The 20,097-nt window shown below is 32.8% G+C and carries 20 protein-coding genes; 16 read left to right on the top strand and 4 right to left on the bottom strand.

All coding sequences use genetic code 11. The annotated features are described in order from the left end of the window. The first annotated feature begins 30 nt into the window (after nt 1-30). The 5 genes from AC3WTI_RS05915 to AC3WTI_RS05895 all read left to right on the top strand — a co-directional run bounded on the left by AC3WTI_RS05915 (nt 31) and on the right by AC3WTI_RS05895 (nt 9,017). Nucleotides 31-1,248: an aspartate aminotransferase family protein gene (locus AC3WTI_RS05915; protein WP_097841258.1), complete on the top strand. Its 1,218-nt coding sequence runs from the start codon at nt 31-33 to the stop codon at nt 1,246-1,248. A 297-nt stretch (nt 1,249-1,545) separates the two neighbouring features. Beyond that, nucleotides 1,546-2,568 (top strand): sialidase family protein, encoded by a 1,023-nt coding sequence (locus AC3WTI_RS05910; RefSeq protein ID WP_492304344.1) that lies wholly within the window; start codon nt 1,546-1,548, stop codon nt 2,566-2,568. 345 nt (nt 2,569-2,913) lie between these two features. Then, a complete protein-coding gene (locus AC3WTI_RS05905; protein WP_087955867.1) occupies nt 2,914-4,431 on the top strand; it encodes a glycosyltransferase in 1,518 nt (505 codons plus the stop codon). Then, a complete protein-coding gene (locus AC3WTI_RS05900) occupies nt 4,415-6,805 on the top strand; it encodes a glycosyltransferase family 2 protein (RefSeq protein ID WP_253621587.1) in 2,391 nt (796 codons plus the stop codon). The genes AC3WTI_RS05905 and AC3WTI_RS05900 overlap by 17 nt, the downstream gene beginning before the upstream one ends. Before the next feature lie 754 nt (nt 6,806-7,559). After that, nucleotides 7,560-9,017 (top strand): MFS transporter, encoded by a 1,458-nt coding sequence (locus AC3WTI_RS05895; protein WP_087955869.1) that lies wholly within the window; start codon nt 7,560-7,562, stop codon nt 9,015-9,017. 51 nt (nt 9,018-9,068) lie between these two features. Here the strand turns inward: AC3WTI_RS05895 and AC3WTI_RS05890 are convergent, their stop codons facing one another. Genes AC3WTI_RS05890 through AC3WTI_RS05880 form a run of 3 tightly spaced genes read right to left on the bottom strand, consistent with a single transcriptional unit; the run spans nt 9,069 to nt 12,242 of the window. Further along, on the bottom strand, nt 9,069-10,178 hold the full coding sequence (locus AC3WTI_RS05890) for a DUF4018 domain-containing protein (RefSeq protein WP_097841260.1): 1,110 nt from the start codon (nt 10,176-10,178) through the stop codon (nt 9,069-9,071). Then, the gene (locus AC3WTI_RS05885; protein ID WP_097841261.1) at nt 10,153-11,316 is read right to left on the bottom strand and encodes a DUF58 domain-containing protein; all 1,164 of its coding nucleotides are present in this window, start codon (nt 11,314-11,316) and stop codon (nt 10,153-10,155) included. Before AC3WTI_RS05885 ends, AC3WTI_RS05890 begins: the two co-directional genes overlap by 26 nt. Further along, nucleotides 11,313-12,242, bottom strand: coding sequence for an AAA family ATPase (locus AC3WTI_RS05880; RefSeq protein WP_087955875.1), 930 nt, complete (start codon nt 12,240-12,242; stop codon nt 11,313-11,315). Before AC3WTI_RS05880 ends, AC3WTI_RS05885 begins: the two co-directional genes overlap by 4 nt. A 204-nt stretch (nt 12,243-12,446) precedes the next feature. Here AC3WTI_RS05880 and AC3WTI_RS05875 point away from each other — a divergent pair, with 204 nt between their 5' ends. Together AC3WTI_RS05875 and AC3WTI_RS05870 are read left to right on the top strand one after the other, a co-directional pair. Beyond that, the gene (locus tag AC3WTI_RS05875) at nt 12,447-12,764 is read left to right on the top strand and encodes a PadR family transcriptional regulator (protein WP_097841262.1); all 318 of its coding nucleotides are present in this window, start codon (nt 12,447-12,449) and stop codon (nt 12,762-12,764) included. 7 nt (nt 12,765-12,771) lie between these two features. Continuing rightward, entirely contained in the window at nt 12,772-13,308 is a 537-nt protein-coding gene (locus tag AC3WTI_RS05870) for a DUF2812 domain-containing protein (RefSeq protein WP_087955877.1), read from the top strand. Nucleotides 13,309-13,626: 318 nt separating this feature from the next. Here the strand turns inward: AC3WTI_RS05870 and AC3WTI_RS05865 are convergent, their stop codons facing one another. Then, on the bottom strand, nt 13,627-13,875 hold the full coding sequence (locus tag AC3WTI_RS05865; RefSeq protein WP_000433607.1) for a hypothetical protein: 249 nt from the start codon (nt 13,873-13,875) through the stop codon (nt 13,627-13,629). Nucleotides 13,876-14,158: 283 nt separating this feature from the next. Here AC3WTI_RS05865 and AC3WTI_RS05860 point away from each other — a divergent pair, with 283 nt between their 5' ends. From AC3WTI_RS05860 to AC3WTI_RS05820, 9 genes are all read left to right on the top strand, one after another. Next, nucleotides 14,159-14,542 (top strand): glyoxalase/bleomycin resistance/dioxygenase family protein, encoded by a 384-nt coding sequence (locus tag AC3WTI_RS05860; protein WP_087955879.1) that lies wholly within the window; start codon nt 14,159-14,161, stop codon nt 14,540-14,542. A 14-nt stretch (nt 14,543-14,556) separates the two neighbouring features. After that, nucleotides 14,557-15,099, top strand: coding sequence for a GNAT family N-acetyltransferase (locus tag AC3WTI_RS05855; RefSeq protein ID WP_087955881.1), 543 nt, complete (start codon nt 14,557-14,559; stop codon nt 15,097-15,099). After that, complete coding sequence (locus AC3WTI_RS05850) at nt 15,099-15,680, top strand: kinase (RefSeq protein WP_097841263.1); 582 nt, start codon at nt 15,099-15,101, stop codon at nt 15,678-15,680. The genes AC3WTI_RS05855 and AC3WTI_RS05850 overlap by 1 nt, the downstream gene beginning before the upstream one ends. A 23-nt stretch (nt 15,681-15,703) precedes the next feature. After that, nucleotides 15,704-16,282, top strand: coding sequence for an HAD-IA family hydrolase (locus AC3WTI_RS05845; RefSeq protein ID WP_097841264.1), 579 nt, complete (start codon nt 15,704-15,706; stop codon nt 16,280-16,282). A 178-nt stretch (nt 16,283-16,460) separates the two neighbouring features. After that, a complete protein-coding gene (locus AC3WTI_RS05840; RefSeq protein WP_087955886.1) occupies nt 16,461-17,195 on the top strand; it encodes a LytR/AlgR family response regulator transcription factor in 735 nt (244 codons plus the stop codon). Then, the gene (locus AC3WTI_RS05835) at nt 17,195-18,511 is read left to right on the top strand and encodes a GHKL domain-containing protein (protein WP_087955888.1); all 1,317 of its coding nucleotides are present in this window, start codon (nt 17,195-17,197) and stop codon (nt 18,509-18,511) included. Before AC3WTI_RS05840 ends, AC3WTI_RS05835 begins: the two co-directional genes overlap by 1 nt. Nucleotides 18,512-18,600: 89 nt before the next feature. Beyond that, nucleotides 18,601-19,278, top strand: a complete 678-nt coding sequence (locus AC3WTI_RS05830) for a YhfC family glutamic-type intramembrane protease (protein ID WP_087955889.1) — start codon at nt 18,601-18,603, stop codon at nt 19,276-19,278. Nucleotides 19,279-19,280: 2 nt separating this feature from the next. Beyond that, the gene (locus AC3WTI_RS05825) at nt 19,281-19,667 is read left to right on the top strand and encodes a DUF3887 domain-containing protein (protein WP_087955892.1); all 387 of its coding nucleotides are present in this window, start codon (nt 19,281-19,283) and stop codon (nt 19,665-19,667) included. 106 nt (nt 19,668-19,773) lie between these two features. Next, nucleotides 19,774-20,085 carry a hypothetical protein gene (locus AC3WTI_RS05820; protein ID WP_087955894.1) on the top strand — a complete coding sequence of 104 codons (312 nt, stop codon included), beginning with the start codon at nt 19,774-19,776 and terminating at the stop codon, nt 20,083-20,085. The last annotated feature ends 12 nt before the right edge of the window (nt 20,086-20,097 follow it).

Genomic DNA, 20,097 nt, shown 5'->3' with positions numbered 1-20,097 from the left:
AAACAGGAAAAAAACTAGGAGGAATTTAAAATGTCGGATTGGTTTCAATTAGATAAAGAATATATGATGCCTACGTATTGTCGTACGAAGGTTGCAATAGAAAGAGGAGAAGGATCAAAGCTTTATGATGTGGATGGTAAAGAGTATGTAGATTTATTTTCTGGTGTCGGAGTGAACGTATTAGGATACAATCACCCGAAAATCGTGCAAACCACAATGGAGCAAGTTACGAAATCGTTGCATCTGCCGTTTCATTTTTTAAACCCAGTTGCGATTGAATATGCAAAGAAATTAGTGGAGTGCTCTTTAAAAAACGGAAAAGTATTTTTTACAAACTCTGGTACGGAAGCGACAGAAACAACATTAAAATTAATTGATAAATATAGAGCAAATACAAATGAGGAACGTGAAGGAATTGTAGTGCTGAAAAATAGTTTCCACGGACGTACGTTAGGAGCACTTCATTTCACGAGACAAGAAAGTGTATATCAAAATTTCCCTAAAACATCGATTCCAGTATATGAAGTAGAGCGTGAAAATATAGAGCAATTAGAAGAAACAATTATTCATGAAAATCCAATTGCGATTATGCTAGAGCCTGTATTAGGTAGCGGAGGGATATACCCTTTATCAAGTGAATATTTACATGGTGTTCAAAACTTATGTGAGAAATATAATGTACTACTTATCGTTGATGAAGTACAAAGCGGTATGGGGAGAACTGGTAAACTATTTGCTTATCAAAATTTCAATATTATACCGGATATTATTCAAATAGGTAAAGGAGCGGGAGGCGGGATACCGCTTGGCGGAATTATTGTTGGTGAAAAGTTATGTGATGTATTTGCACCAGGAGATCACGGCACAACATTTGCTCATTCATCAATGGGAACGGCTTTAGGGTTAACGGTATTAAACACATTGATTGGCGATGGTTTAATGCAAGAAGCGTATGAAACGTCACTATATTTAAATGATAAATTGCAAGAAATTCAGAAAGAAAATTCTTATTATATTGGAGAAGTACGTCATGCTGGCATGATGTTTGGAATTAGTTTGAATGATACAAATGAAAATGTGAAGAAATTACAGGTAGAGCTAATGAAGAAAGGGATGTTAGTTGATGTGACACAAGGGAACATCATACGTTTACTTCCGCCATATATAATTACAAAAGAAGAAATTGATGCATTTATTAATCAATTTATTTCTTGTATGGATATAGTTGCTGCTGTAGTAAGTGCTTAAAAATTTAAAGCTATATTTTATAAAAAGTGCACCCTAATTGTTAGTGATATTTTTATAATGGGGGTGCGCTTTTTATTTTAGAATTTTATAAAAATACAACCGTTGTTAAATGATAATGGAAAATAGAAGAGGTTTTAATAGATTTGATACAATATTGAATGATATTAGAGTGGTGAAAAAAAGAAAAAGTAAGTAAATAAAGATAGTAGGTAAAACGACTGGTACTAACAACTAAGGATAGAACATTTTAAAAATGATAGCATACGAATATAAATATGATAAGAATGAGGTGATATATTGGAAAATAATGATATTCAATTTACTTCTTTACAAATGCGAAGTGATAGATTTGGTTGGGCTGGTATTCAATATACAAATAAAAAGCAAGCCATTTTATATACTCGGAACGGAGGAGTAGAATGGGATGTTGTTAATCCTCTAAATTCAATTGTATTATTTGCATATCCAATAAACGAACAAAGTTCTTGGGCATATGGTTTAACAAAAACGAATAACGATTTATTGCCTGCTATATTTTATACAGTTAATAGAGGGGAAAGATGGAGTGAGTTTACATTACCAATTGAAGAAGATTGGGAGAAATCGACTGATGTTCAAGTACAATTGCATGCCACGAATATGGATCGTATATGGATTGTATTATCTAGAAAGCTTGCATCAAATAAATTTGAACATAATTTATACTATTTGAAAACGAAAGGGAAAGTATGGAAAGTAATTAAAAATATAAGTATTAGCGATAGTATTTCAGGGATAACATTTATAAACGAGTTAGTTGGATTTATTTCATTACAAAAACAATATGAAACATCGGTGGTATTTAAAACAATTGACGGTGGGGAAAGGTGGCAGCCTATAAAAGATATGCCAAGTCTTAAAGGTATTAATAATGGGACTGCTATGGCTTATAAAGCAATCTATAAAAATAACTTGTTAGTAATACCAACCAAAATGAATGATAACATATTTTTAATGAATTATTCATTTGATAAGGGGAATTCGTGGCAAATTTCAAATAAAACAATAAATACTACGAAAGTGGCTGTTTCTTTTTTTAGTTTCTATTATGGCTGGGTTATAAATAGTGAAAATGGAAGTGTATATCAAATAATAAAAAAAGGATCAAAATGGATAAAAGTATCAAGTAATCCATTGTTGAAAAATATATTTTGTTTGCATTTTTTTAATCGGCGTAAAGGTTGGGCGTGTAATAAAAAAGAAATATTTACTACAAAAGATCGCGGTATAACGTGGAAAAAGGTAGAATATAAAATTAAAAATATTGATAAATTTGTTTAAAAGAGTCCTAAAGAAATTAGGACTTTTTTTTTGCTTTTTTACGGTGAGAGTTGCAACAAACAATGATAAGAGGAAGGAGGTAAGTACAGAACTTATATTTTCAAAAATAGACGGTTGTTTTTACACAGTATAATTCACTTTTGAATATGTTAATAAAGTAGCAAATTCATAGGAAATGGTAATACTTAATATTTTATCCCACTTTAATGGGCAGTAAGACCCCCACCTCAAAATTCAGCAAAAGCAAAGAACTTAAGTAGAGGTCGGGCTACCCATAAAAGTCCGATTGGTGAGGGCTGATTAAAGTTTCAATTAATGTCACATGATGTGTAAAGGGGGCGTGTAATGAAATCGTTAACGGTTATTATGTTGTACAGTGAAAGAGCGCAAATGTTAGAAGAGTCAATTCAATCTATAAGGAAGTTAAATCCTCTTGAAATTATAATTTTGCTTCCTGATGATAGTGGTAATTTGTATGAAATAGCAAAGAAACATAAATGTCATATTGTTTTGATGAATAAATATAGTACCCATTATGATGGGTATGAAGCTTCTGTAAAAGAAGCAAAAGGAGAAGTATTGTTATTTGTAAATAGTAATTTTTCATTATCTTCAAATGAAATGAAGAATTTTATTGAGTCAGTCATTACAAATCAGGCTGATGTAGTGTTAAACAAAATAGATAAATTTATTGAAGTTGGTAAATGTCCAAATATGGATATTGTTTGGAGAAAAATGTTAAATGAAATTTTATGTCGACCAGATTTAAAAAGCAATTCAATACTTTCATTACCATATGCACTTACGAAAGAAGTAGTAGTAAATATCGGTTTTGATTATATAAAAGATATCGTTCTAGCTCATATGAACATAGTGAATCAAGGCTGGCGGATTAACGATCAATATGCAATAAAAACGTTATCTGAAGATGAAACGTTAGAAGAAGAAGGGGATTTATTTAAAAAAGAATTATTAGAAAATGAAAAAGAGAAAGTGGAAAAATATTTAATCGGTATTTCTAAATGGATAGAGAAAAAGGGAAAAAGAGTAGGGTTTACTGATGCAGGAAAAAGAAGAGATATTATTCAAAAGTTAGGTGAAGGCAAACGATATCCTTCCTATCATCGAGGATGGGGTATGCATTCATCAATTTATAACGGGAAGCAACTTTCTGTCATTATACCAGTGCAAAATGAAGAAGAAACTATAGAACAAGTAATACTTGAGGCAAGAAAAATAGAACCGCTAGAAATAATTGTCGTTGTAAATGGTTCGACAGATAGTACTGCCAATATCGCTAAAAGACTTGGTGCTACTATTATTGAATATAAAGAACGACTTGGTCATAATGTTGGACGTGCTATTGGAGCGCTTGAAGCTACAGGAGATATTCTCTTATTTATTGATGGTGATTTTAGTGTTTCAGGAAGTGATTTACATCACTTTACAAAAGCAGTTTCAGCTGGCGTAGACATAGCATTAAATGATTTGAATCCGATGTTACATCCTCCGTTTTATGTTGTAGATGTCGTAAAGTATATGCTTAATTTAGCATATAATCGTCCGGAATTAAGTAATGGCTCATTAGTTGCAATTCCGCATGCTATGAGTAGATCATGCTTAGATGCAATAGGATGGGAAAGTTTACTATGCCCTAGTCTTGCGCAAGTAAAAGCTATATTACAAGGGTATAGAGTAGAATGTGTACATTATGTTGATGTTGTAAAACCAAACAGAATTCGTTTAATGGAGAACGTAAGTCATAATGGACATCCACCAGCGGTATTAAGAATAATTGGTGATCACGTTGAAGCTCTCTCTTACTTAATAGAACATCTCGAAATGGATGGGAAGGGTGATTAAACTGATAGATCAGTACAAAAAAATTAACATTTCATATGAAGAATTATGGCAAATAGATTTTCAAACTACGGAACCATTTATACTCAAGGTTGATTGGGATAAAGTAACGTATGAATTTTTAATTCGTATTAAGCCCGGTGCTTCTAACACTATTGTTTTCGGATCCGGAGCAGGTGGATTTCAAGAACAGCCAATTGGTCCGCCTATTTTTCATCGACATTCATGGATGGATGAATTTGAAGATACTGTTATATATTTTAATGATCCTACTTTATATCTTGGAAAATTATCTTTAGGTTGGGGGCAAGGGGAGTTAGATAGATTTTATTTACAGGATATAGCTAATATTTTAGAAATAGTATTTACAAAGTTAAAAGTTGATTCAAAAAATGTGTTGTTTTATGGGAGTTCCGGGGGAGGGTTTATGTCTTTAATTTTAGCTGGATTCGTTAAGGGTTCCACAGCTTTAATAAATAATCCTCAAACAAATTTATTAAAATGGATACCTGTACCAATAAATCTAGTTTTCGATTTATCTTATCCAGGTTTATCAAGAGAAGAAGTTGAGGAGAAATTCGGGGAAAGAATTAATGCTGTGAAATTTTTTAATCATATTAAATATGTACCGAATATTTATTTTTTGCAAAATTTCACGTGTGAATTTGATGTGCAAAATCATTTACTGCCATTTATTTCTGAATTAGAACAATTGGGTGAGGATATTGAAGTAAATCAAATTGTAATAGACCTATATTTCGATAAAAAAGCAGGACATGCAGCAGTAGGGAAAAGTGAAACAATTGAATATATAAAAAAAGTAACCCCTAATGAAACTGTGAAAGAAGAACAGAAAGAAGTTGGGCTGTCAGTTGTTATAGTTTTAGGAGAAGAAAAATCGAAATTAAATCAAATTTTAAATAAAGTACAGCATATAAAACCACTAGAAATTATAATTGTAGCTGATGATAGAATGAGTACAATACAAGCTATACCTACATTTGTTGAAAGTAACGTTATTGTTATAGAAGAGAAAAACAAACGGAAAGCATCTGTTCATGGAGCGAAAATCGCCAATGGAGATGTAGTTTTATTTTTAGATGGAGAAGATGTTATCTTTTCGGTAGAACTAGAACGATTTTTAGAACCGCTACTAAAAAAGGAACAGGATGTAATTTTGAATAACATAGACTCCGTATGTTTTGAAAAGATGAGAGCAGAATGGCCAAGTATTGCTATGGTGTATAGAAAAATAATAAATGATGTATTGGGACGTATGGATTTAAAATATGATTCGATGTTATCTATGCCATATGCTATTACAAAAAAAGCAATTGAAGACATTGGATATGACACCTTGCAAAATCCGATTCTTTCTCTAGTAACTCTTAATGAGAAAGGGTGGCGACTACGCTCCTCGTCAGCTATAACTAAAACCTCTTTAAATGACATACCCGCAAACAAAACCTCTTTCTATAAAAATGAATTAACGAAATTAGAAGTATGTGAGATTAAAGAGAATGTAAAAGCTTTGGAACGTTGGTTACACCGAAAAGATGACAGAGGTAACTATACAGATGGAGGAAGAAAAAGAGAAATTATAGAGCAACTAAAAAAACAAAAGAATTATTCACGTTTCTATAAAGGATGGGGCATGGATTCATCAATTTATAATGGAAAACAGTTATCAATTATTATACCAGCACAAAATGAAGAATCAACGATTAAAGAAGTTATTCTTGAGGCAAGAAAAGTTGAACCGAAAGAAATAATTGTTGTCATTAATGGGTCAACAGATCAGACGGAAGTAATCGCTAAGAAATTAGGGGCAACAGTAATTGTTTATCAAGAAAGATTAGGGCATGATGTAGGAAGGGCAATTGGTGCACAAGAAGCCACAGGGGATATACTTCTCTTTATTGATGCTGATTTTGCTATTCCAGCAAAAGACCTTCATCCGTTAACGCAGGCTGTTGCAGATGGTGTTGATATGGTTTTAAATGATTTAAATTTAAATCTTAGATTTCCTCTATATATTGTAAGTTTATATAAATATATGTTGAATATTGCTTGTAATCGTAAAGATTTAGGTGTGGGATCCACAATTGCTGTTCCCCACGCTATTAGTAGAAAATGTTTAGAGGGAATCGGCTGGGACACTCTTCACACAGCATGTGTTGCGCAAGTAAAGGCAATATTAGAAGGATATAAAGTCGAATGTGTCCATTTTGTAGATGTAATGAAACCAAATCGTATTCGTCCAAACGAGCACTTTGCAACAGTAGGACATCCACCAGCTGTATTGAGAATTACTGGAGATCATATAGAAGGGCTATCTTATTTATTGAAGAATAGAAATTTCAAAGATTTTTTATAACAGGATATGCTGCTAATTTTATGAGTAAATTAAAGAAATTTACTGAGAGAAAGTGAAAAGGTTAATGAAAAGTAAAAACTTCTTCAAATAAAGGAAGGAGTTTTTACTTTTTTATTTTCAGTAAAGAGTAAATAAAGCTGTAACGGTATTTTATCCCGCTTAAATGGGCAGTAAGACCCCCACCTCAAAATGCAGCGAAAGCAAAGAATTTAGGTGGGGGTCGGGCTGCCCATAAAAGTCCGATTGGTGAGGGCTAATAATCAGTGGGGGATGAAGAAAACTCCACTGATTAAAGTTTCACTTTATTTCTGTATAAATTATTATTAAATACAAGAAAAGTTATTTGAGTATTCATGCAGAAACTAAAGTCAATCAAAATGAAAACGCAGAAATATTCGTAAGGTGAAATTGAGCTAATAATTTCGCTTTTTAAATATATACAAATGTTTAGTGGAAGTTACTAATTTCTATGTTAGAGGAAGCGATGATAGAAATGTAATAAATTTAAATAAATGAAAGGTTCATTTGTAGTGTAAAGGTATATATTATATAGCCTAAACTTCATTTTATGAAAAGTTAAATAGGGTGTAAATTTATACAAAAAGAGCATTTAATTGGACAAATAATTAATTATGTGAAATAATAATAACAGAAAAGGAGACGTTGCTTTTCCTTAAGTGCTTCGAATTAATTTTATTCAATAAGAGAAGGTGTGCTTAAAGAAGTTAAATTAAAAAAGGAGCTGTTTTATTATATGCAACAAAATAATGATTTAAATTTTGAACCTCAAGACGTTAATATTGTCAATCCTAAACAAGCCAGGAAAGCAGTAGTTGCTACTGGTATTGGGAACGCAATGGAGTGGTTTGACTTCGGATTATACGCGTATTTAGCGGTAATTTTAAGTCAATTATTCTTCTCAGGTGTTGATAATAGTGGATTGCAACTTGTACTTACATTCGGTACATTTGCAGCAGCCTTTCTCGTTCGACCAATCGGAGGTGTATTCTTTGGTAGAATAGGAGATAAGTACGGCCGAAAAATCGTGTTAAGTACTACTATTATTTTAATGGCACTTTCTACATTATTCATCGCATTACTACCAACCTATGAACAAATTGGTGTATGGGCACCAATACTACTTTTAGTTGCCCGAATGATTCAAGGCTTCTCTACAGGCGGCGAATATTCAGGTGCAATGGTTTATATCGCAGAATCTTCTCCAGATAAAAAGCGTGGTATACTCGGTAGTGGTCTTGAAATTGGAACACTCTCAGGTTACATTGCTGCATCGGTAATTGTTACCATTTTGACGTTATTGTTAACAGATGAGCAAATGCTCAGCTGGGGCTGGCGTATTCCTTTCTTAATAGCTGCACCAATTGGTTTGGTCGGTTTATACTTACGCCGTCATTTAGATGAATCTCCTATCTTTGAAGAGATGGAAAAAGCACAAGAGGAATCTGAAGAAAACGAACAATTTTCATTTATGGATATATTAAAATATCACAAAAAAGACTTCTTATTAAGCACAGTAATTGTCGCCTTCTTTAATATTACAAACTATATGATTCTTTCGTATATTCCTTCTTATCTAACTCAAGTACTTAAAGTCGAAGAAACAACTGGCTTATTAATTATTTCTATTACGATGGCACTTATGATTCCACTAGCACTATATTTCGGTAAATTAAGTGATAAAATTGGTAATAAACGCGTCGTGCAAATCGGCTTACTCGGTTTAACTGTATTTGCAATTCCGGCATTTTTACTAATAGGTAACGGACATATTGCAGCTATATTTGCAGGGATTTTCGTATTAGGATTCTTCCTAAGTGTATACGAAGGAACATTACCTTCGTTATTACCATCACTCTTTTTCACCGATGTACGTTATCGAGCACTTTCGATCTCATTTAATATTTCTGTATCTATATTCGGTGGAACAACGCCGCTTGTATGTTCATACTTAGTTCATGCAACAGGTAACCCGCTGGCACCAGCATTTTATTTAGCGGGTGTAAGTGTTATTGGATTAGTCGTATTTAGTGTTTTATTTGTTACAACCTCAGGACGTGCACTAAAAGGTTCATATCCTACAGTAGAAACGAAAAAAGAAGCACATCAAATTGCGAAAGAAGACCCTGAAGAAACACTTTGGTGGCATGAAGAGTCATTAGAAATTGAAGCAGGGAAAAACGCTTCAATTTAAAAAGTAACGTAGAAGTATAAAAAGACTCCTATGAAAATAGGAGTCTTTTTGTTATTTCTTTCTTTTCTTCAAACTTTTCTGATACACATAAAGCTTATGAACCTCTTCCTTAAATTCCTGAAGTAGCATCATATTCTCACCATTTGAATAACGCACTGTATTATAAGCGTCTATAACAATATGACTCTCAATATTTACATCTTCTTCACTATTTATTCTTTCTAACCATGCTTCAATAGTTTCTCCTCGATTTCTATTTAAAGGAGGAATTAATTTACTCTCCAGTTTAAAAATCTCTTTTCGTATTTCGTTATGTGGCGGTTTGTTTCGCTTCAAACGTTTTTGGCTCATTCCTTCTTTATCAGTAATGATAGTAGATTCGAAGACAGGCATATTCGGTAAACTGAATTGTTTTCGCCTTTTTATTATTTTCCAAACGATGTAAATAGCAATGGTTGTACATACTATAATTGTAATACTATTTATAAGAGTTGGATCAAAATCCCGCTGTCCAAACTCATCCTTAATTTGAGGATCCTTTAAATTCCCTTTATTCAACCAAAAATCATCAGTTTCTTTTGATTCAGCTGCCGAAAATAACGGATTAATGGCGTATCCAAATCCTAAAGCAACTACTTGTACGACATAAGAAAAAAGAAGGCGAATGTATGGGGAAATAGGAATAAGGAAAGCACTAATTATTCCAATCGTAATAAGAGAAGCGAAACGTAATAACTGTTGATTACGATTTGCCCCAGTTAACCAAAACGTAATCATAATGTGTAAAACTAAAAGTAACAGTTTCCACAAAGGTGGAAAGGGCGCATAAAATATAGCTGAAATACCAAACCAAACTATGCCGCCTAACGATTTTTGAACTGGATATCCCGGCCCGACAACATGTACGATAAAGAAGAAAAGAGGTAACATTATTGTGCCAAATAGAGAGAAAGGGAGAAAGATAGAACAACCGATTATTTGAGTAAGTAACAGTATGACAAAACCTGTTGTTTTTTTCTTCATTAGTTTATGGATTAGAAGTACCCCTACATATCCTGTTGCTAAAAATATAGCAACAGCAACAAGTTCTTCCCTTTCCGTTAATAACGAAAGGAGGAGCAGCAGAATAAAGTCATTAACGTGATAGAGCCAAGTTTTCAAGCTTTTCCACCATCCCTTCGTTAGTAATGAGAAACGTAGGTTGAGAGAGAAGAGGGAGTTCATTTCTCTGTAAACCAATGTATATCATTGTAGATGATCGTTCTCTTTTTCTATTTGTATAATGAAGAAACCCTTGTTTCGGAATTAATGTGCTATCGTCTGAAATACGTGCCAATTCCTCTAAAGCTTTTGCGTAATGTGTTTGCCCTTCGTTTAATGGTAAATGCAGAGGACCACCTTCTGCTAATACACTAATAAATAATTCAAACGGTATTTGATGCTTCGTTGCGTATTGACAAATGTATGTAGCAAATGAAATAAGGTCTTCTATATTATCTTTCCAACCAAATCCGCGATCAGCAGCTAATGAAAGACAAATTGTCCAACTATAATTTTTAACAGGTTCATATTGCTTCGCCTGTAATTCCTGCATTTTAGCAGATGCTTTCCAATGAATAGAACGGAAAGATTCCCGCTCATATCGTTTAACACCGATAATAGATGTTTCATCATTGTAAAAAGAAAAATTCGTTCGATAAGATCCTGTTAAAAGTTGCTGTAGTTCTTGCAAACCTGCTACGTCTTTAGGCGAAGGGTACACAATAATTTCAGTCCGTAATTTATCAAAAATGGGTAAATGTACAGTTAAAAGATGAAAAGGATCTTTTAAGACACATTCAAACTGTTCAATTTGATATACACCACGCTTCGTTGCGGTTAATGTTAAATCCCATTTTTGCGCCGAATGAGCAGGTTGTGAAAACGGGAAAGAAAATAACGTTTTCGATATTTGTTCAATACCTTGATCTTTTTGTGGCAGTAGGGACGGATTTAAATGAAAATAACAAACACCGTTAACGATTGGTATATTTGCTCCATTTTTTAAATGAATAAAAAACTGTCCAGATTCATCAGGGAAAAGCCGAGTCGTTTGTTTCTCATTTATAACTTCAAATTTCTTCTCTATGTAAGCGACATATTTATAAATAAAAATCGCAAATAAATAATAGAAGAAAAAGAGAAACATAATAATTCGTTGCGGCATAAAAAATGTAAATAGTATAGCGCCTGGGACAGTTAGTTGAATAATATGGAGTTGGAAAAATAACGGTACAGTTACAACGCGCTGTCCATTCATGCTTGCTCAATCTCCACTGGTACGTCAATCTCTTTTAAAATCCTTTGTATAATTTCATTTTTTGTCGTACGCAATGCGCCTTCCATTGATAAGACAATGCGGTGATTCCAAACAGAAGGAACTAAAAATTGTATATCTTCAGGTGTGCAATATTCTCTTCCTCGTAAAAAAGCTAACGCCTGTACGGCGCGCACTAAAGCAAGTGTGGCACGTGGACTTACACCGTTAGCGATGTAATCATGATTTCTTGTAGCATGAGCAAGTTTAATAATGTAATGTTCTAACGGTTCTGATACGAAAATTTCTTTTACTCGTTTCTGTGCTTCTAAAATCTCTTCAAAAGAAATAACAGGTTTGACGCTTTCTAGTGGTACATCACTCCGAAAACGTCGCATCATTTGTAGCTCATCCTCTGGAGACGGATAGCCAATTGAAATGGTCATTAAAAAACGATCAAGCTGTGCATCTGGTAGAGGAAACGTTCCTTGTGATTCAATTGGATTTTGCGTCGCAATAACAAAGAACGGTTTCGGAAGAGGAGTAGATTGCTTTTCAAGCGTTACTTGTCGTTCTTCCATTGATTCTAATAAACTAGACTGTGTTCTCGGCATTGCGCGGTTAATTTCATCAGCAAGCAAAATATTGGTCATGACTGGTCCAAGTCTTAACTCGAATTCACTCGTTTTCGGATTGAAATATTCGATACCTGTTACATCACTTGGAAGTACATCCGGTGTAAATTGAACGCGAGAAAATTTACCACCAATACTTTTAGAAAGTGTTTTCGCAAGTAACGTTTTCCCCGTACCAGGCACATCTTCAAGTAGTACATGTCCATCAGCAAGCAAGGAAACAAGGAGTAAATCTATAACATCTTCTTTACCAACAAAAACAGATCCTATATTTTCTTTTAATTTATTTATCATATGTATCATTCCTTTCAAAAAATAAACGGATATTTCTATATTTTAACAAATTATTCAGAAAAATTATATAATTTTTCAGTTCAAAGAAATAAATATCCGATTATTAAATTATACTTGCATATTTTGAAATGTAATTATACAATATCGATATACGATGTATCGTAAGTCGATACATCATAAAGCGATGTATCGGAGGTGGTTATAATGAGTGCGAAAGCTAAAAAATATATTCCGTTAACAGAGGCAACGTATTACATACTCTTATCACTAGTGAAACCAATGCACGGATACGGAATTATGCAAATGGTAGAAGAGATGACAAATGGAGAAGTAAAACTCGGTCCAGGTACTTTATACGGGAATACGACGAAGTTACTAAAAGAGAAGTTAATAGTTGAAGTTGCCTCTACAGATAGAAAGAAGTGTTATGAGTTAACACCACTTGGTAGAGAAGTATTAGAGCTAGAGTATAACAGGTTGCAGAGATCTGTGAGGAATGGAAATAGTATATTAGGGGAGTGAATGGAAGATGGAGACAAAAAGGGTATTTAAGTTTTTTACGGCATGGAATTTAGAAAAAGAAGAAGCTTTTTTACGAAAGATGCATCAACAAGGTTGGGCATTACAAAAATATAATGTAATGTATACGTTTAAGAAAACTGAGCCAAAAGATGTAATATACAAAGCTGATTTTAGATTGGTTTATAGAGATTCGAAAGAACAACGACAAGAGTATTTCGAAATATACGAAATGTCAGGTTGGAAACGCGTAACAAGTTTCACAAGCTGGAATTATTTTTGTAAAGAAGTAGAAGAAGTAAATGAATTGCCTGATATTTACTCAGAAAAGGAGACGAGAATACAAAAACTAAACCAGTTATTAGTATTCTTTGTTATTATGTTAGCAACTATATTACCATCAATGTACAATCTATTTATAAGCCCGATGGAATCAAGAGTGCCAATGTGGGCGAAAGCTATGACGGGTCTTACAGGTTGTATGTGGATATACTTCTTTATAAGACTCACTTGGAAAATTAAGAAATTAAAAAGTGAAATATTATAATAAAAAGTAGAGTTAAAAAGAAGTTGATGTTGTAGGGGGGAAACTGGGATCAACTTCTTTTGTTTCTATATAATTGTATTTTTGTTCACTCTTTTTTATATAATAAAAATCTGTATGAAGGTTCAAAGTTAACAGTTAAAAGTTACAATACTTCAAAAATAATAAATGAATAAAATACGATTTATTTTGAAAATCAAAAAATAAAAGATGACTAAAAAGGTGTGGGGTGTAATTTATAATAAGGAAGAAAAACGTTTTTTATTAACATATGAAACAAAAAACCCCCTATAGAAAATTGGTAGGGGGTAATAAAAATGTTTAAGAAAAAGACTGATTTTGCGCAGGTTTAATAAATTGTTCCGGGTTTTCAACGAGTCCGCATACAGCGCATTGGACTCTGTATGTTGGTCCTTGATAGGCCATATGAAAAGCATTCATATTTTCATTTGTGTATTCTTCTTCTACTTGACCAGTTTGTGGATTTAACTTGACTGGTTTTACTTGTTGCTCAAGAATATTAAAGCGAGTACGGTTCGTTTTACAGCTTGGACATAGCATTGGTTCCATATGTATACACCTCCATTTGTAGCATTTCTTAAATTCTTTAATTTTATGCAACCGAAAAAACTTTCTCAATATAAATAGGTGTTTAATGTATTTAAAATTCAGAAAAAATAAAATATAATAAAGATACGAACTGGTTATGTCCAAACCAAATCTCCTGTTTTATGCCAATAAGCTGGTGGGCCGAGAAATCGGCCTCATTTTTTTGTGCTCGTTCCTATAGGAAACAAGGTTTTTATAAGACTTTTGTCGAAATTTTAGGGATAGATATAAAGGGGGATGTAAAATGAATTTAAAAATGAAGTATATCATTTTATACGTAGAAAAGTTTGAGGAATGTCTAAGATTCTATAAAGATGTATTACAGTTACCTATAAAAGCAGAGCACGGTACATATATTGAATTTAATACGGGTACTACCATATTAGCGATGAATACGCGGCAAGACGTAAAAGAATTAACGGGACTACCACTTACAGAAGGTGAGTTACAATCTTCCCATTTTGAATTGGGATTCGTTGTCGAAAATGTACAAGAAACGATTGAGCAACTTAGAGAGCAAGGTATTAAGATTTTAGTTGAACCAATTGTGAAACCGTGGGGACAAACAATTGCATACATTGCCGATCCAGATGGGAATTATATTGAAATTTGTAGTTCATTAGAATAGAAGGAGAAAACGAGATGGGGTTTCCGAAACTAGAAACAGAACGTTTAGTATTAAGAGAACTAACACTGTTAGATGCAGAAACGATGTTCCGTTATTTTTCAAAAGAATCTGTTATACGTTATTTCGGAATGGATTCTTTCGAAAATATTGAGCAAGCGAAAACGACTATTCAAACGTTTAAAAATCGTTATGAAGAGGGAAGTGTATTTCGCTGGGGAATAGAGAAAAAAGGGACGGGCCAATTAATCGGGACGTGCGGATTTCATTTAATAAACAAACATCATAAGCGAGCTGAAATCGGTTATGAATTAGACGATACATATTGGGGACAAGGGTACGCAACAGAAGCATTACAGGCAATTTTAACTTACGGATTTGAAACATTGCAACTGATAAGAATTGCTGCTGTTGTATACGTAGAGAATAAAGCTTCTCAAAAATTATTAAGTAAAGCAGGTTTTCAAGAAGAAGGATTACTTCGAAAACATATGATTCAAAATGGAGTTGCTCATGATACGATTTTATATTCTTTATTAAAAGAAGAGTGGAAGAAGTAATGCGTACAAATGAGCTTATAAATATAATGAAGAAACATAAAGAAAACAGGTTCATTCTAGGTATAGATGGTTTAAGTCGATCAGGAAAAACAACGTTTGTAACAAACTTAAAGGAAAATATGAAACAAGAAAGTATTCCGTTTCATATTTTTCATATTGACGATCACATAGTAGAGCGTAATAAACGATATGATACAGGATTTGAAGAATGGCATGAGTATTATTATTTACAATGGGATATTGAGTGGCTTCGGCAGAAGTTTTTTCAAAAGTTACAAACTGAAACAAAACTGAATTTACCGTTCTATAATGTTGTGACAGATGCATGCGAAATGAAAAAAGTACAGATTCCCATAGTAGGTGTAATTGTAATTGAAGGCGTTTTTCTACAACGAAAAGAATGGAGAGATTTCTTTCATTATATGGTGTATTTAGATTGTCCAAGAGAGACACGGTTTCTGCGGGAAAGCGAAGAGACTCAAAAGAAACTTTCGAAGTTTCAAAATAGGTATTGGAAAGCAGAGGATTATTACTTAGAAACGGAATTACCGAAGGAGCAAGCGGATTTAATCATACAATGATTGGAAATTAGAAGGTGAACAGAATGAATATTTTATGGGATTTTGATGGTACGTTATTTGATACGTATCCAGTTTATACAAAGATTTTTTCTCAAGTTTTAGGGAAGGAAATAAGTGAAGAAGAAATCTATGCAAAGTTAAAGATTTCATTTTCACATGCAATTAATTATTATGAAATAACTAAAAAACAATTGAGTGAAATTGATGTATTAGAGAGTCGCATTATGATAGAAGATATAAAACCATTTGAAAAAGTGGAAGAGGTTTTAAAGTTTGGCGATAAAAATGTAATTATGACTCATAAAGATAGAGCTGGGGTATTATCTATATTAAATCATTACGGATGGGACAAATACTTCGTAGACATGGTTACAATTGACGATGGTTTCCCCCGAAAACCGAACGCTTTATCTTATGATTATTTGCATAAAAAGCACAGTATTGATCTAGCTATTGGAGACAGGGAGTTAGATTTAATACCTGCAAAAGAATTAGGTATTTCAACATGTATGTTTCAAGGGAATTGTGATGTAGCGGATTATTCTTTATCACATTACTCGGAATTTTTTAAGATAGTGATAGATAGAGAGGTTATTTTATAAAAAAATTAAATAAAACCTCTACTTTCAAGAGAAAAGTAGAGGTTGTTTTCTATGTTTAATAAAAACGAAATAAAATATATACTTTCAAGAATTTAGAAGGAGCTTGGTATAATGATTTGAATTATATATTTATAGATAAATTTATAAATAAAAAGATTTCTATAAAGCGAGTGATCACATGAGTATTTTCATTTTAGAAGACGATATTATACAAGCACAGCAAATGAAGCGGCTAGTTGAAGAGATTTGTGAGAACTATATGTTGCCTTTTGATTTCATAGAGGTAACTAGTAAAAGTGAAAACATCATTACTAACATTCCTAAGGCAAAGTATGTCCCAATCTATTTTTTAGATATAGAGATTAAAAGGGAAGAGCGTAAAGGGTTACAAGTGGCGCAAGAAATACGAAAGTATGATACGCAAGGGATTATTGTGTTTGTAACGACGCATTCTGAATTTGCGCCTATTTCTTATCAATATATGGTATCAGCTTTAACTTTTATTGATAAGGGGTTGCCATACGAGGAGAGGCGTAATGTTTTTGAACAATGTTTACTTCAGTATGAAGCGCGTAATAAGCATATTATTCCGTCTGATGACTTTGTCGTTGAAAATAGTAATGCGACTGTGCGGGTTCCGTTTCATGAAGTTGAATATGTTATGACCGATGAACCGCACCGTTTAGCATTAGTGACGTTAGATCGAATTGTTTATTTTTACGGGACTTTAAAAGAAATTGAATTAATAGATGAACGTTTATTTCGATGTCATCAATCATATATCGTGAATACGAAGCAAATGTCTTCTTATGATGCGAAGCAGAAAATGATAGTTTTAAAAAGTGGGAAACGTATTCCAGTATCACGTCGTTTAGTGAGTAAAGTACGTAACATATTAAAGGGTGAGATGTAATGTATATTTATGATTTATTTGCAATACTGCTTACTAGTATGAGCCATACGTTTTTGTACATTCAATTAATCCGGTATAATAGATTGTCATATAGAATGTTAATAACTTTAAGTTCGGTATTTATTATTTTACTTGCTATTGTCGTAACAGTAACGAGATATCCAGAATTGAATAGTACGATTGTGTTATTTTTAATAAGTTTAGGACTAATGCAAAATGAACTAAAACTTAAGCATAATGTATATTTTGCACTAGTGAGCATGGTGATTATAACGTTAGTAAAAATGTTGCTTTTGGATTTAGGAATGAAGATCTTTATGTTAACGCCATTCAATTTATATTTATGGACAGGAAGCGTGATTCATCTTACCGTATCGACACTTACTTTTATCGGTATTTTTGTAGCCCGTAAAAGAATCCAAAAAATTGCTCAATATATAGTAGGTAGTCCGCTATACTATGTAACTTATATATTATTAATTGCCGGATTTATTATTGAACTAATCTTAACTCAACCATCTTCTGCGCTATTAGCACAATTAAATCAACAATACAGTGAAGTAAGTTATATTTCAGCGATTATAATATTTTTATTATTACTAATCATTGTACTAATAAGCTCACACTTATCAAAAGAAAAGTTAAGAGAAGAGCATGAAAAACGTTTAGATAAAGAGTTATTAGATTATGTAGAGAAATTAGAGGATATGCACGATGAGCTTGCTAGTTTCCGTCATGATTATATGAATGTATTACTATCGTTAGAAGAGGGCATACGTACAAAAAATGTGAAAGAAATTGAGCAAGTGTATTATGACGTGATAGCTCCTACATTAAAAACAATAAATGATCATGAACTTGATATTGCGAAATTATCTCGCATACATATTCCTGAAGTGAAAAGTGTATTAAGGGCGAAAGTTGGCACTGCCCAGCAGCAACAAATAAAAGTAATGCTCGATATACCTGAAAACATTGAAAGTGTTTCGATGACGATTATTTCATTTATTCGCATCATTTCAGTTTTAGTAGACAATGCAATTGAAGAAGCGGTACATAGTGAGGAAAAGATATTGCAAATCGCATTCTTTAAAATGGATTCACGACAATATTTTATCGTGCGTAATAGTTCAAAGAGTGAAGAGATTGATTTACAAAAAATTTATGAGAAAAATCATACAAGTAAAAAAGGAGCTAGAGGGTATGGGCTATTTTCATTAAAACGGATTATAAATAAAACAAATAATGCGACGTTAGAAACAACTTATGTAAGTCCTTATTTCACGCAAACATTCATATTAAAAGAGATGAAATGACCATCTATGATGAAAAGGAAACCGAATAAGAAATAACTACATACTTTCTACACTCGTTTTTATACACTTCAAGTAAGAGGTGAAGCGAGATGAATGGTCTTATTTTTACAACAATGATTAGCTTTGGTTTACCACTTGTAGCACTTTTATATGCTGTGTGGAAGAAACGCTATATTCCATATATGTTAGGTGTATTGGCTTTTGTTGTATCACAAATATTGATTCGCATACCAATACTGAATTATGTAAATGGAACTAGCACAGATTTTCAAATGTTTTCTGTTATGCAGCCTGTCCTATATGTACTTTTGCTTAGTTTATCAGCTGGTATTTTTGAAGAGATAGCTCGTTTTATTGCAATGCGTTATTTTATGAAGCAACGAGATTGGCAGTCTGGTTTTTTATTTGGAGCAGGGCATGGTGGTGTTGAAGCAGTGTTGATAGTTGGCATTCCGGTAATATCTCTATTATTGTCACAAACAGTCATTCAAAATGGTGATAGTTATTATTTCGGCGGTATTGAGCGTATTTTTGCGATGGTTTTGCATGTTGGGCTTTCCTTCATTATATTGCAAGCTGTTGTCCAAAAGAAATTTTGTTATATTATATATGCAATTCTCATCCATGGGACTGCAAATGCATTAGCGGGCATTATATCGCTATATGTACCAGGGAAAAGCGGGATCATTATGTCAGAAGTTTCAATAGCAATTTGTGCTTTACTCGTTTTTAGTTATAGTTTCATTTTAAAAAGAAAGGGTGTATGAAAATGAGAAGAATGTTACTAATTATTGTAAGTGCTATCGCGGCGTTCGCACTCGCAGCATGTACCGGTAATAAAGTAGATGAAAGTACGTCAAAAAAGTTTATTCCGAAGGCGGAAGAGGTTGTATCATTATTAAATGAAGCGAAGTATAAAGAAGTGCATGAAAAATTTGATAGTAAAATGAAAGCTGGATTACCAGAAGAAAAAATGAAAGATCTTACACCTGTAATTGAGAAAGCCGGAACGTTTGAAAAAATTGAGAAGAAATCGATTGAAGAAAAAGATGATTTATATACTGTTATACTTGTAGCGAAGTATAGTAAGGAACAACGTACATTTATTATAACTTATAATGATAAAGAAGAAATAGCAGGTTTATATATTAAATAAAAAACAGATACAGTGGAAGGTACCGCTGTATCTGTTTTATTTTTTAACCAAATTATGGATATTTATGCTACTATGAACACATAGCAATAGAGAAAGGAGGATGAGCATGAAAACTGAAATAGTTCCTAAAAAGAAGTACAGCATAATAAGTTACATATCTTTACTCATCGGCGTTTTATGTTTTTTGTTCGTTTTTATTACTCCGACAAGGATTGCGAATGCAGGTAATATAGTGGGAGATTATATTACAGTTGCACTCACAGTTGCAGGTATTATACTTTCTGTCATTACGATGACGAAAAAAAACGAGAAGAAGGGAATTGCTATTCTTTCATTAATATTGTCCTTATCATTCTTTATATTTTGGATCATTGCGATTATCTTATTGTTTACTGGTCAAATTAGTTTTGCACCGTAATGTGCAATAAAA

Source organism: Bacillus sp. EB106-02-03-XG38, assembly GCF_058792175.1.
This window is presented reverse-complemented; position numbering and strand designations above follow the sequence as displayed.

Bases quoted from the DNA above. Each gene is read 5' to 3' on its own strand.
- AC3WTI_RS05915 (WP_097841258.1), top strand. From the start codon at position 31: ATGTCGGATTGGTTTCAATTAGATAAAGAATATATGATGCCTACGTAT.
- AC3WTI_RS05905 (WP_087955867.1), top strand. From the start codon at position 2,914: ATGAAATCGTTAACGGTTATTATGTTGTACAGTGAAAGAGCGCAAATG.
- AC3WTI_RS05900 (WP_253621587.1), top strand. From the start codon at position 4,415: ATGGGAAGGGTGATTAAACTGATAGATCAGTACAAAAAAATTAACATT.
- AC3WTI_RS05895 (WP_087955869.1), top strand. From the start codon at position 7,560: ATGCAACAAAATAATGATTTAAATTTTGAACCTCAAGACGTTAATATT.
- AC3WTI_RS05885 (WP_097841261.1), bottom strand. From the start codon at position 11,316: ATGAATGGACAGCGCGTTGTAACTGTACCGTTATTTTTCCAACTCCAT.
- AC3WTI_RS05880 (WP_087955875.1), bottom strand. From the start codon at position 12,242: ATGATAAATAAATTAAAAGAAAATATAGGATCTGTTTTTGTTGGTAAA.
- AC3WTI_RS05875 (WP_097841262.1), top strand. From the start codon at position 12,447: ATGAGTGCGAAAGCTAAAAAATATATTCCGTTAACAGAGGCAACGTAT.
- AC3WTI_RS05870 (WP_087955877.1), top strand. From the start codon at position 12,772: ATGGAGACAAAAAGGGTATTTAAGTTTTTTACGGCATGGAATTTAGAA.
- AC3WTI_RS05865 (WP_000433607.1), bottom strand. From the start codon at position 13,875: ATGGAACCAATGCTATGTCCAAGCTGTAAAACGAACCGTACTCGCTTT.
- AC3WTI_RS05860 (WP_087955879.1), top strand. From the start codon at position 14,159: ATGAATTTAAAAATGAAGTATATCATTTTATACGTAGAAAAGTTTGAG.
- AC3WTI_RS05855 (WP_087955881.1), top strand. From the start codon at position 14,557: ATGGGGTTTCCGAAACTAGAAACAGAACGTTTAGTATTAAGAGAACTA.
- AC3WTI_RS05850 (WP_097841263.1), top strand. From the start codon at position 15,099: ATGCGTACAAATGAGCTTATAAATATAATGAAGAAACATAAAGAAAAC.
- AC3WTI_RS05845 (WP_097841264.1), top strand. From the start codon at position 15,704: ATGAATATTTTATGGGATTTTGATGGTACGTTATTTGATACGTATCCA.
- AC3WTI_RS05840 (WP_087955886.1), top strand. From the start codon at position 16,461: ATGAGTATTTTCATTTTAGAAGACGATATTATACAAGCACAGCAAATG.
- AC3WTI_RS05835 (WP_087955888.1), top strand. From the start codon at position 17,195: ATGTATATTTATGATTTATTTGCAATACTGCTTACTAGTATGAGCCAT.
- AC3WTI_RS05830 (WP_087955889.1), top strand. From the start codon at position 18,601: ATGAATGGTCTTATTTTTACAACAATGATTAGCTTTGGTTTACCACTT.
- AC3WTI_RS05825 (WP_087955892.1), top strand. From the start codon at position 19,281: ATGAGAAGAATGTTACTAATTATTGTAAGTGCTATCGCGGCGTTCGCA.
- AC3WTI_RS05820 (WP_087955894.1), top strand. From the start codon at position 19,774: ATGAAAACTGAAATAGTTCCTAAAAAGAAGTACAGCATAATAAGTTAC.